This is a genomic window from Rheinheimera soli, from assembly GCF_031457405.1.
Lineage (GTDB): Bacteria > Pseudomonadota > Gammaproteobacteria > Enterobacterales > Alteromonadaceae > Pararheinheimera > Pararheinheimera soli_A.
The window spans coordinates 58,700-70,272 of sequence record NZ_JAVDWR010000006.1 but is presented as its reverse complement, the minus strand read 5'-3'; the positions used below and the strand labels follow the sequence as shown (position 1 = coordinate 70,272).

The following is an 11,573-nucleotide window of genomic DNA, read 5'->3' as shown; positions in this document are numbered from 1 at the left end:
CCTCTGGTGTAAAACATCTGACTAATCAAAAGAGCCTACTTTGCCCCGCAGTTTTTTACGTTCTTTGTGCTGAGTTTTTTGCTTCAGCCTGTCCATTCGAGCACCAAAAGTGGGTTTAGTTGCACGCCGCTTTTTGGCTTCAAAACTGGCACTTTGCAGCAGTTGCATTAATTTAGCCACCGCATCTTCTTTGTTCATATCCTGACTGCGATGCGCCTGAGCTTTAATCACTATGACGCCACTTTTACTGATCCTGTCATCCGGATACTGCAGCAGTTTTTGTTTAAACTCATCCGGCAAACTGCTGCGCTCTATATCAAAACGCAGCTGTACTGCAGTAGATACTTTATTTACATGTTGACCGCCGCTGCCCTGAGCCCGGACAAAACTGAATTCCAGTTCATCCAGATCAAGCTCAAGATCCGCTTTGATTTCCACTAAAGTTACCACATTAAATCGTCCGGAATTTGATAGGCTGCGTACGGATCATCTTCCGCCTGCACTTCGGCACTTTGACCTGTGTTATGCAGTACTACGATAGTTTCAGCCAAACGTTGCTGGATTTTTTCCGCCACTTTCACCGGGATCACATAATACTGGTCTGCAAGTTTTGCTATGGCCGCCTGGCCTTTGGTCAGCTCTGCATGAATACGGTTGCTGACGTACAAACGTTTGACCAAACTGCCATCGGTAAAGTTAAAGGCGGTTTCACCTTTATGCGTGATGGTATTGAGTTCTACCAGCTGTTTAACCTGTGCTGCTAATGCTTTTTTATCCTGTTCGGCTTTACGCTGACGGTTTAATTCCTGATCGCGTTGCAGTTGTTGCTGTCGGCTTTGCTCAGCGAGCACTGAGGCTTCATTGACGACTGAGCCATTTTTTCCAGCTTGCACCCGCTCTTTATGCTTTTCTTTTTTAATGGCTTTTAATTTTTTCTCATTGCCTAAACCGGCTTTGAGCAATTGTTCCTGCAGTGATTTACTCATAAAAAAGTCCTGTCGATCTGATGAGGCTATTGTTTCATGTTCCGGCCACGCTGCAAAGAGCTGAAAGCCAGACTAACTGCCTATGTCAAAAATGCGTTATGATAAGGCACTTTTATTGAATTTCTCCGGGACCTTATCTTGTTATTTCACGATCTTGCGTTAGACCCTCGTTTAGTCCGTTCTATCCAGCACCTTGGCTTTGCACAACCAACGCCAATTCAGCAGGAAGCTGTGCCTGCAGCTATGACTGGCAAAGACTTAATGGTTTCTTCGCAAACCGGTTCAGGAAAAACTCTGGCTTATTTGCTGCCGATGATGCAGCGCCTATTACGCAGCAGACCTTTATCCAAACAAGATGCCCGGGCTTTAATTCTGGTGCCAACCCGTGAACTGGCGCATCAGGTGTATGCCAAATTACGTTTGTTTGTCGCTAATACGCCTTTAACCAGCGCTTTGATTGTTGGTGGTGAAAACTTTAACGAGCAGGAAAAAATCCTGAAGCGTCAGCCAACTATTATAGTGGCAACACCTGGCCGTTTTATTGATCACCTGCAGCACAAGACCTTCTTTATTCAGGGTTTGGAAATGCTGATTTTAGATGAAGCAGACCGGATGCTGGATTTAGGCTTTATGCCACAACTGAATGAAATCAATAAAGCCGCTGATCACCGCTTGCGCCAAACCCTGATGTTTTCCGCGACTTTAGATCACGCTGAAGTCAATGAACTGGCGATGTCATTATTAAAATCGCCACACAGAGTTTCAGTGGGCGCGTCTTATCAACAGCATGAAGATATAGAACAGCGTTGTTATTTTGCCGATCATTTGTCCCACAAAGAGGCCTTATTGGCTTATTTGTTAAAGCAGGAACAAATCAGCCAGCTGATTATTTTTACTGCGACTCGTGAAGATACCGATCGTCTGGCCAAAATATGTGACTCTTTAGGTTATCCGGCTGTAGGTTTAAGTGGCAAGTTAACCCAAGGCCAGCGTAATGCAGTAATGCAGGGCTTTTCTGCCAATAAACATCAGGTGCTGGTCACCACAGATGTCGCGTCTCGTGGACTGGATTTATTGCAGGTCAGTCATGTAGTTAACTTTGATTTACCTAAACATGCTGAAGAGTATGTACACCGTATAGGTCGTACTGGCAGGGCTGGGGCCAAAGGTATAGCTATCTCCCTGGTCGGCCCAAAAGACTGGGTCGCTTTTTGTGCCATTGAAAGTTTCTTACGCCGTCCTTTGCCTATGGAAAAAGTAGAATCTTTACCTGCCAAATTTAAAGGTGTGGATATGCATGCACCGGTAAAAGCAGTGAAGAAAACCAAGCCAGTGGTGAGAAAAGCTAAACCAAAATCAACGGATACCACATCGGCAGTAAAGGTCGCACCTAAACCTAATTTTTATCAGGCTGGCGATGACGGCATGACACCAGTGAAGAAAAAGATCAAATAATTTACAGTAGTATGTTTTTTATTCGAAAAATAGTGCTACACTCAAGTCGTTACTTTGTAGATTTGTTCGACAGTTTTTATTGCAAGCAATTGTTTTTGCTGAAGAATTATTTAGAGTAACTGGAACGGCCAAAACCAGAAAAACTATTTTTCTGTTGGATTAGTAATAGCTATTGACCACTTTGTCAGGTTCACTGATAATGGGGTCGTAATATGTACTAGCTCGAATACGGCCGGTAATATTTAAGTCGCCAAACAATTGGCAAATTTAGTTAAAGTAAGAGAATGTTATGTCACAATTAATTTCCGGTACCGTTAAGTGGTTCAACGAAGATAAAGGTTTTGGTTTCATCGAGCGTGAAGGCGGCAAAGACGTATTCGTACATTTCCGCGCTATCAATGGCACAGGCCGCAGAACTTTAGTTGAAGGTCAACGCGTAACTTTCGAAGTTACTGAAGGCCAAAAAGGTCCTCAGGCTGAGAACGTAACTGTTACCGGTTAATAGTTTTCTGAAAAAGAGCCAACTTTAAGTTGGCTTTTTTTATATCTGAAATCCAGAAGGTTTTATTGTAACTAATTGTTCTTATTGAGAAATTTTAATTTCGTTATGAAGTGATGATCAGAGTTCTAACGACAACTGAGCCTGAGCTTCCTGCGCTTTTAATCCAACATGAATTCCCACTAGCCGCACTTTTTTGCCATGACCTCTGTGCCAGGCTTGCTCCAGCAATTGCTTTAAACTGGCCATATCTAATTCGGGTTGTTGTTTCTCTACTGTGGTTTGCTGAAAATCGGCAAATTTGAGTTTAATGCCAATTTTCTGAATATGAGCACTAGCTTCACAGCGTTCAATACGGCGGCGGAGTTTTGGTAGTAACTCGGATAAACTTTGCCGACCGGCGTCCAGATCCGGTAAATCTTCTGTATAAGTATGCTCAACAGCGACAGACTTCCGTGGGTAGTCGTTTTGTACATCACGGCTGTCGCGGCCAAAACTGCGTTCTATCAAGGTTTCTGCAAAACTGCCGAAGTGTTTAACCAGCGTATGCAAAGGCGCGTTTTGGATATCGACACATTTATACAAGCCTAAAGTGGCAAGTCGTTCAGCGGTTTTTTTGCCTACACCAGGGATTTTATGCAAAGGCAGGAATTTGACGAAATCGCTGACTTTGTCTGGTGGCAACACAAATAAACCATCAGGCTTATTTTCGTCACTGGCAATTTTTGCGAGAAACTTATTCGGCGCCACGCCAGCTGAAGCTGTTAAACCAGTTTCTGCAAAAATGACACGGCGAATTTCTTCCGCTATAAGGGTTGCGCTGCCTGAAAACAAGGCGCTGTCACTGACATCCAGATAAGCTTCATCTAAAGACAGTGGCTCGACTTTGTCAGTATACCGATGAAAAATGGCCTGAATTTGCAAACTGGCTTCTTTGTATTTTTCCATATTGCCAGGCAATAACAGCAGATGAGGGCAGAGCTTTAGGGCTTGTCCTGTGGGCATAGCAGAACGTACACCATAAACGCGGGCAGGGTAGTTGCAAGTGCTGATCACGCCTCGTTCGGTGCGACTACCACCTATCGCCAGCGGAATGGTACGCCAGTCTGGTCTGTCCCGCATTTCTACTGCAGCGAAAAAACAGTCCATGTCGATATGAATGATTTTTTTCATTTACAAAGCACTGTTGGTTTATACAGTTACATAATTGACCAGTTTTCTCATTTTGTAAAGCTGGATACTGTTTATATTTACAGTTGACCATCTGACTCAACCGACCACTATCTAGATATTGATGTTTGGATGTTTAGATGGCTATTTAATAGCTGCATCTTTAGTAGATTCCATGTAGAATGCTGCGCAGTTTTTTGTAAATAGTCTGGCCCTTTTGGCCCACTGGGAGCAAGCATGTTAAAGCGCGAAATGAACATTGCCGATTTTGATCCGGAATTATGGCAATCCATTACCAACGAAACCCAACGTCAGGAAGATCACATCGAGCTGATCGCTTCTGAAAACTATGCCAGCCCACGTGTATTGCAGGCTCAGGGTTCTCAGTTAACCAACAAATACGCTGAAGGTTACCCGCATAAACGTTATTACGGTGGTTGTGAGTACGTGGACGTGGCTGAAGATTTAGCTATCGCCCGTGCCAAAGAATTATTTGGTGCTGATTATGCAAACGTGCAGCCGCACTCAGGCTCTCAGGCCAACTCAGCGGTGTTTTTAGCTTTATTAAACGCAGGCGATACTATTTTAGGTATGAGTCTGGCGCACGGTGGTCACTTAACGCACGGTGCTTCTGTCAGCTCTTCTGGTAAGTTGTACAAAGCTGTGCAATACGGCCTGCACCCTGAAACTGGTGTAATTGACTACGCTCAGGCTGAAGCTTTAGCTTTGGAACACAAACCAAAACTGATCATCGCTGGTTTCTCTGCTTATTCAGGCATTATCGACTGGCAGAAATTCCGTGAAATTGCTGACAAAGTGGGCGCTTACCTGATGGTAGATATGGCGCACGTGGCTGGTTTAGTGGCTGCTGGTTTGTATCCAAACCCTGTGTCAGTGGCTGATGTAGTGACTACTACCACTCATAAAACTTTAGCTGGCCCTCGTGGTGGTTTAATTCTGGCCCGCAAAAACGAAGAGATCGAAAAGAAACTGAACTCTGCCGTTTTCCCAGGTGGTCAGGGTGGTCCTTTGATGCATGTTATTGCTGCTAAAGCCGTTGCGTTCAAAGAAGCATTAGAGCCGGAATTTAAAGTCTATCAGCAACAAGTGCTGAAAAACGCTGTGGCTATGTGTGATGAAATGATCAAACGTGGCTACAAAATTGTATCTGGTGGCACACAAAACCATTTATTCCTGATGGATTTAATTGATAAAAACATCACGGGTAAAGAAGCGGACGCCTGGTTAGGTCTGGCTCATATCACTGTAAATAAAAACTCAGTGCCAAATGATCCTCGTTCTCCATTTGTGACCAGTGGCCTACGTATCGGTACTCCTGCTATTACCCGTCGTGGTTTTAAAGAAGCAGAAGCCCGTTTAGTCGCCAGCCTGATCTGTGATGTGCTGGACAGCCGCGGTGACGCTGGCGTCATTGATAAAGTACGTGCTCAGGTGTCTGAAGTCTGTGGCCGTTTACCAGTCTATGCCTGATTTGCCCGCTATGACTGAACAAAGATAGAGTGTTATGATGGCCGCCTGATGCGGCCATTTTTTTCGGAGAAATTCCGTGTTTTGTCCTTTTTGTCGTGCCGACGATACCAAAGTTATAGACTCCCGCTTAGTGGCGGAGGGGTCTCAAGTAAAAAGGCGACGTGAATGTGGTGCCTGCCATGAACGTTTTACTACTTTTGAAGCTGCCGAACTGGTGATGCCCCGTATTGTGAAACGTGACGGTTCCCGCGAACCTTATAACGAGGCCAAGCTACGCAGTGGCGTAATGCGTTCACTGGAAAAACGCCCAGTACCTACAGAACAGATTGAATCTTTGATCAGCAAAGTAGAAAGCTTATTACGTGCCACAGGCGAGCGGGAGGTGCCAAGCCAGCTGCTGGGCACTCTGATTATGGATGAGCTGGTGAAACTGGATAAAGTGGCTTATGTCCGCTTTGCATCGGTTTACCGCTCTTTTAAAGATATCCGTGAGTTTGGTGAAGAAATTGCCCGGCTTGGAGACACCTAAGTGAGTTTTACTGAACTCGATCATCACTATATGGCCCGAGCCATAGAGCTCGCCTCTAAAGGCCGTTTTACCACTGCGCCTAATCCTAATGTCGGCTCTGTCATAGTCCGGGATGGAGAGATAATAGGGGAAGGTTATCATCGTCAGGCCGGTGGCCCTCATGCCGAGGTGCTTGCCTTGCGTCAGGCCGGGCATCTTGCTTCAGGTGCTACCTGTTATGTCACTTTAGAACCCTGCAGTCATTATGGCCGCACTGGTCCTTGTGCTTTAGCGCTGGTAAACGCTGGTGTAAAAAAAGTTATAGTGGCTATGCTTGACCCCAATCCCTTAGTCGCCGGCAAGGGCATTCAACTGTTAAAAGACGCAGGCATTGACGTGCAGATAGGTCTTTTAGAAGACAAAGCCCGCGCTTTAAATCCAGGTTTTTTAAGCCGGATGGAGCGGAAAAAACCTTATATCCGGCTTAAACTTGCTACCAGTCTGGATGGTCGTATAGCGCTCTCGAACGGCAAAAGTCAGTGGATAAGCTCGGCTGAATCCCGCTCTGATGTGCAGCTGATGCGGGCTCAGGCTCATGCCATTTTATCGACTGCTACCACTGTGCTTTCGGACAATGCTCGTTTAACAGTGCGCTCTGAAGGACTTTCCATACCGTCTTTGGACGATGGCTCAGTGCGTCAGCCAATTCGGGTGATTTTGGACCGTTGCCTTAAATTAACAGGTCAGGAGCTTTTATTTTCACAAAATGGCCCCATAGTGCTGGTGCATGACAAGCAATTCAAACCCGCATTTGAGCATCCACAGCTTCGTTTTATTGCACTGGATGCCGATGAGTCAGGACTGAATTTAAACGACTTACTGAGCCTGTTAGCCGAAGAACATATCAACGACCTGTGGGTTGAAGCCGGTGCTGTGCTTGCAGGAGCTTTATGGCAAGCGGGGTTGGTGGATGAATTGATTGTCTATCAGGCGCCTGTGCTGTTAGGTGACAAAGCCAAAGCCATGCTGCAGTTACCTGACTACTCTGAGCTCACAGAAGCCCAGCATTTTGTATGGACTTCAGTCGAAACACTGGGGCCTGATTTAAAATTAACAGCAAGGTTAAAGCCATGTTTACCGGAATAATCGAAGCGACAGGTCGGGTAAGCGCTATTAAAGCGTCAGGTGTGGATTTAAAGTTGACCATTGAATCCGACAGTCTGGATTTTTCTGATGTCAAACTCGGCGACAGTATTGCCAGTAATGGCGTTTGTCTGACCGTCACTGCACTCAATGGTAAAAGTTTTAATGCCGATGTGTCAGGTGAAACCGTCAAACGCACTTTATTTGGAAAGTACAAAGCAGGGCAGTTACTAAACCTGGAAAAAGCCTTGTTGGCGACAGGTCGCTTAGGTGGACATTTGGTCAGCGGTCATGTGGATGGTATCAGCAGCGTTGAAAAAATTGAGAAATTTGGCGAAGCCTGGCAAGTCTGGATCAAAATGCCCAAAGAGCTGGCGCATTACATCGCTGAAAAAGGCTCTATTACGGTGGATGGCATCAGCCTGACCGTCAATGAATTAAGTGCTAGTGCTTTTCGTTTAACCATAGTGCCTCATACGGCACGGGAAACCACCTTGATGAGCCTCAAAGCGGGCAGTCAGGTGCATCTGGAAGTGGATTTAATAGCGCGTTATTTAGAACGTTTGCTGCAAGGCCGCGAAGGGGCGGGCAGTAAAGGCGTGACTATGGATTTATTGCAACAACGTGGTTTTTTATAACGCAGTAAGGCCCGGGGCCTGAGGTAAAGTATGCAACTGAATACACCAGCAGAAATTATTGAAGATATTCGTCAGGGTAAAATGGTTATTCTGATGGATGACGAAGACCGCGAAAATGAAGGCGATTTAGTGATGGCAGCTGAATACGTCACGCCTGATGCTGTCAACTTTATGGCTACTCATGGCCGTGGTTTAATTTGTTTAACGCTGACCAAAAAACGCTGTGAACAATTAAAACTGCCTCTGATGGTGGATAAAAACTTATCGCCATTTTCTACTGCTTTTACCTTATCCATTGAAGCTGCTGAAGGCGTGACTACCGGTATTTCAGCGGCCGATCGTGCCCGTACAGTAAAAGCTGCAGTCGCTCGTGATGCCAAGCCGACTGATATTGTGTATCCGGGTCATATTTTCCCTTTGATGGCACAGGACGGCGGTGTCTTGGTGCGTGCCGGTCATACCGAAGCGGGTTGTGATTTAGCCCGGATGGCGGGTTTAGAGCCAGCAGCTGTGATTGTTGAAATTTTAAATGAAGACGGCACCATGGCGCGTCGTCCGGATTTAGAAATTTTTGGTAAAAAACACAGTATTAAAATTGGCACCATCGCCGATCTAATCGAATACCGTAACCTGCATGAAACCACCATAGAGCAGGTGGCGAGTTGCCAGTTACCTACTGAATTTGGCGAATTTAATCTGGTCACTTTCCGTGACACTATCGACAATCAAATTCACTTTGCTTTGGTCAAAGGTGAAATTGAAGCCGAACAAGCCACCTTAGTCAGGGTGCATCTGCACAACACCTTCAGCGATTTATTGTTATCCGACCGCGGCGCCAATCGCAGCTTCTCTTTGCACTGTGCAATGAAGCGGATTGCCGACGAAGGTGGGGTGCTGGTGCTTTTAGGTAAAAATGAAAGCAGTGAAGAGCTGGTGCAGATGGTGCAGAATTTTGAAGCCGAAGATAAAGGCGAAAAAGCGAAGACTCCGGCCTGGAAGGGTACCTCACGTAATGTTGGGGTGGGTTCACAAATTCTGGCCAGTTTAGGTGTAAAAAAAATGCGTTTATTAAGTGCACCGAAAAAATACCACGCACTCTCCGGCTTTGGCCTGGAAGTAGTGGATTACGTTTCTGAATAGTGCGGTATACAGGCGCCATCACAGCCCAAGATTTACTAGCTGAGATTTGGCAATCTTGTGTTATCATGGCGCCCGTTTTTTTGAATTCTGGTTTTTAAAACCATTTTTTTGCAGCTCAATTGCAATAAGGACCTCCAATGCAGGTGATTGAAGCAGGGTTAACCGCTAAAGGTAAAAAATTTGCCATCGTTGTGGCCAGATTCAACAGCTTTATTGTCGAAAGTTTATTAGACGGTGCCGTAGATACTTTAAAGCGTGTAGGTGACATCGCTGATCAAGACATCACTGTGGTTCGTATCCCTGGTGCTTTTGAAATGCCATTAGCAGTGCAAAAAGTAGCAGCCAGCGGTAAATACGACGCGATCATCGCCTTAGGTGCTGTGATCCGTGGTGGTACACCTCATTTTGAATACGTAGCGGGCGAATGCACCAAAGGCCTGGCTCAGGTGATGATGCAGCACAGTATTCCTGTTGCTTTTGGCGTATTGACTGTAGACAGTATCGAGCAGGCTGTTGAGCGTGCTGGTACCAAAATGGGCAATAAAGGCGCGGAAGCAGCGATGTCCTCGCTGGAAATGGTAAACGTTCTCTCTCAGTTGTAGGATTTGTTGATGAAACCTAATGCACGTCGTTTGGCCCGTTCTTTGGCCGTTCAGGGAGTTTATAGCTGGCAGGTCAGCAAGAACCCTATTGGTGATATTGAGCAGCAGCTATTGCTGGAACAAAACACCAAGCATCTGGACGTGGGCTATTTCCAGGATATTTTGCGTGGTGTGGCCGTAAATCATCCGGTATTGGATGAAGCCGTAAAGCCGTTTTTAGACCGTCCTTTTGAAGAAATTGACCTGGTCGAAAAAGCCATATTACGGGTCTCGGCTTACGAGCTGAAATACCGTCTGGATGTGCCTTACAAGGTGGTGATCAACGAGGCCATCGAACTGGCAAAAGCCTTTGCGGCCGATGATAGCCACAAGTTTGTCAACGGCATACTTGATAAAGCCGTTAAACGCCTGCGAACCGAATAAAAAATGGAGAGCCGGCGTAAGTCGGCTTTTTTATGGGTGAATTTGAGTTAATTCAACGTTGTTTTGCCGAAGCGGGCCGTAAACGCACTGACGTTGCCATTGGTATTGGTGACGACGGAGCTGTGTTGCAGGTGCGTGAGGGCTGTGATCTGGTGATCACCACCGACAGCATGGTCCAAGGCATCCATTTTTTTCCGGACGTCGATCCGCGCTCGCTTGGGCATAAATTGGTGGCAGTGAATGTCAGCGATTTAGCCGCTATGGGCGCAGAACCCTGCTGGTTATCTTTAGCTTTAACTTTACCTAAAGTGGATGAAGACTGGCTGCTTGCTTTTGCCGAAGGTTTAAGTGAAACAGCGGATTACTACAATTGCCAGCTGATTGGTGGTGATACCACCCGTGGACCTTTGAGTTTAACCATGATTGCCAAAGGTTTAGTGCCTAAGGGCAAAGCTATTACCCGTGCAGGAGCTCAGAACGGTGACTATCTGTATGTGACAGGCACTTTGGGTGATGCCGCTTTGGGTTTACAACTGGTGCAAAACAAAGTCGAGATCAGCAAAAAACACCGGGCCCATATACTGCAGCGTTTTCACTATCCAACAGCCCGTGTTGCTTTAGGTCAGGCGCTGCGGAACATCGCAAGTTCAGCTATGGATATCTCTGATGGCCTTGCCGGTGATTTACCTCATATTTTACGTCGCTCCAAAGTAGGGGCTGTGGTGGATGTTTGCAAACTGCCGATGTCGCAAGCTTTAAAAGACAGCTGTAGTGCAGAGCAAGCCTTGAACTATGCCTTGTCTGGTGGTGAGGATTATGAACTCTTGTTCACTGTGCCGGAAAATCGCCGGGGCTCATTAGAAGTATTACTGTCTCCTTATGGTGTGCCTGTGACTTGCATTGGTCGTATAACAGGTGCTGTGGGTAAGCTGGACTTTAAGCAGGGGGAATTGCCCTTTGTGTATCAGCATCAGGGCTTTGAGCACTTTTAATGACATCCAGACAAAAATCCACCCCTAAATTTGACTTAAGAAAATGGACTCATTTTCTTGCTTTGGGTTTTGGTTCAGGTCTGGCACCTAAAGCTCCTGGTACTTTTGGTACTCTAGCGGCCCTCCCTCTGATTTTTCTGCAATCCTTATTAAATCCTCAATGGGCCATGGTTTGGATTTTGTTTGCTTTTGTATTGGGTTGTTATGTCTGTGGACAAACAGCCAAAGATATAGGCGAACATGATCACGGCGCTATTGTCTGGGATGAAGTTGCAGGTTATAGCCTGGCCATGTGGTGCATTCCGTTCGAATGGCAGTATCTGTTGATCGGTTTTTTACTCTTCCGCTTTTTTGATATCGTTAAACCCTGGCCCATTCGCTTGCTGGATAAAACAATCCACGGTGGTTTTGGCATTATGATTGACGATATGCTGGCTGGTTTCTTTAGCTGGCTGATCCTCTTCGCGCTGGTGCAGTGGCAAGCTTTTAGTTAATATAAATTTTTCCCTGCAACCTGGTGATCTGT

14 protein-coding genes are annotated in these 11,573 nt (G+C 46.0%); 11 read left to right on the top strand and 3 right to left on the bottom strand.

What is annotated here, in order from left to right; translation table 11 throughout:
- Positions 1 to 21 precede the first annotated feature (21 nt).
- Positions 22 to 450 carry an alternative ribosome rescue aminoacyl-tRNA hydrolase ArfB gene (gene arfB, locus J2W69_RS10850; RefSeq protein ID WP_310278066.1) on the bottom strand — a complete coding sequence of 143 codons (429 nt, stop codon included), beginning with the start codon at positions 448 to 450 and terminating at the stop codon, positions 22 to 24.
- On the bottom strand, positions 444 to 986 hold the full coding sequence (locus J2W69_RS10845; protein ID WP_310278063.1) for a DUF2058 domain-containing protein: 543 nt from the start codon (positions 984 to 986) through the stop codon (positions 444 to 446). The genes arfB and J2W69_RS10845 overlap by 7 nt, the downstream gene beginning before the upstream one ends.
- 138 nt (positions 987 to 1,124) lie before the next feature.
- Here J2W69_RS10845 and J2W69_RS10840 point away from each other — a divergent pair, with 138 nt between their 5' ends.
- Both J2W69_RS10840 and J2W69_RS10835 read left to right on the top strand, forming a co-directional pair.
- Positions 1,125 to 2,441 (top strand): DEAD/DEAH box helicase, encoded by a 1,317-nt coding sequence (locus J2W69_RS10840; RefSeq protein ID WP_310278060.1) that lies wholly within the window; start codon positions 1,125 to 1,127, stop codon positions 2,439 to 2,441.
- Between the two features lie 289 nt (positions 2,442 to 2,730).
- Positions 2,731 to 2,943 carry a cold-shock protein gene (locus J2W69_RS10835; RefSeq protein ID WP_008898286.1) on the top strand — a complete coding sequence of 71 codons (213 nt, stop codon included), beginning with the start codon at positions 2,731 to 2,733 and terminating at the stop codon, positions 2,941 to 2,943.
- Positions 2,944 to 3,060: 117 nt separating this feature from the next.
- Here the strand turns inward: J2W69_RS10835 and dinB are convergent, their stop codons facing one another.
- Entirely contained in the window at positions 3,061 to 4,113 is a 1,053-nt protein-coding gene (gene dinB, locus J2W69_RS10830) for a DNA polymerase IV (RefSeq protein WP_310278049.1), read from the bottom strand.
- Positions 4,114 to 4,347: 234 nt separating this feature from the next.
- Between dinB and glyA the strand changes: the two genes are divergently transcribed.
- The 9 genes from glyA (at position 4,348) to J2W69_RS10785 (ending at position 11,541) form a co-directional block, all read left to right on the top strand.
- Positions 4,348 to 5,601: a serine hydroxymethyltransferase gene (glyA, locus tag J2W69_RS10825; RefSeq protein WP_310278046.1), complete on the top strand. Its 1,254-nt coding sequence runs from the start codon at positions 4,348 to 4,350 to the stop codon at positions 5,599 to 5,601.
- 76 nt (positions 5,602 to 5,677) lie between these two features.
- The gene (gene nrdR, locus J2W69_RS10820; RefSeq protein WP_310278043.1) at positions 5,678 to 6,130 is read left to right on the top strand and encodes a transcriptional regulator NrdR; all 453 of its coding nucleotides are present in this window, start codon (positions 5,678 to 5,680) and stop codon (positions 6,128 to 6,130) included.
- Positions 6,131 to 7,255, top strand: a complete 1,125-nt coding sequence (gene ribD / locus J2W69_RS10815; protein WP_310278040.1) for a bifunctional diaminohydroxyphosphoribosylaminopyrimidine deaminase/5-amino-6-(5-phosphoribosylamino)uracil reductase RibD — start codon at positions 6,131 to 6,133, stop codon at positions 7,253 to 7,255. It begins immediately after the preceding gene.
- Positions 7,240 to 7,890 carry a riboflavin synthase gene (locus J2W69_RS10810; protein WP_310278037.1) on the top strand — a complete coding sequence of 217 codons (651 nt, stop codon included), beginning with the start codon at positions 7,240 to 7,242 and terminating at the stop codon, positions 7,888 to 7,890. The genes ribD and J2W69_RS10810 overlap by 16 nt, the downstream gene beginning before the upstream one ends.
- Positions 7,891 to 7,920: 30 nt before the next feature.
- On the top strand, positions 7,921 to 9,030 hold the full coding sequence (gene ribBA, locus J2W69_RS10805; RefSeq protein ID WP_310278034.1) for a bifunctional 3,4-dihydroxy-2-butanone-4-phosphate synthase/GTP cyclohydrolase II: 1,110 nt from the start codon (positions 7,921 to 7,923) through the stop codon (positions 9,028 to 9,030).
- Between the two features lie 137 nt (positions 9,031 to 9,167).
- Positions 9,168 to 9,632 (top strand): 6,7-dimethyl-8-ribityllumazine synthase, encoded by a 465-nt coding sequence (gene ribH, locus J2W69_RS10800; RefSeq protein WP_008898293.1) that lies wholly within the window; start codon positions 9,168 to 9,170, stop codon positions 9,630 to 9,632.
- Positions 9,633 to 9,641: 9 nt separating this feature from the next.
- On the top strand, positions 9,642 to 10,055 hold the full coding sequence (gene nusB, locus J2W69_RS10795) for a transcription antitermination factor NusB (RefSeq protein WP_008898294.1): 414 nt from the start codon (positions 9,642 to 9,644) through the stop codon (positions 10,053 to 10,055).
- Positions 10,056 to 10,087: 32 nt separating this feature from the next.
- On the top strand, positions 10,088 to 11,047 hold the full coding sequence (gene thiL / locus J2W69_RS10790; protein WP_310278022.1) for a thiamine-phosphate kinase: 960 nt from the start codon (positions 10,088 to 10,090) through the stop codon (positions 11,045 to 11,047).
- On the top strand, positions 11,047 to 11,541 hold the full coding sequence (locus tag J2W69_RS10785; RefSeq protein ID WP_310278019.1) for a phosphatidylglycerophosphatase A family protein: 495 nt from the start codon (positions 11,047 to 11,049) through the stop codon (positions 11,539 to 11,541). Before thiL ends, J2W69_RS10785 begins: the two co-directional genes overlap by 1 nt.
- The last annotated feature ends 32 nt before the right edge of the window (positions 11,542 to 11,573 follow it).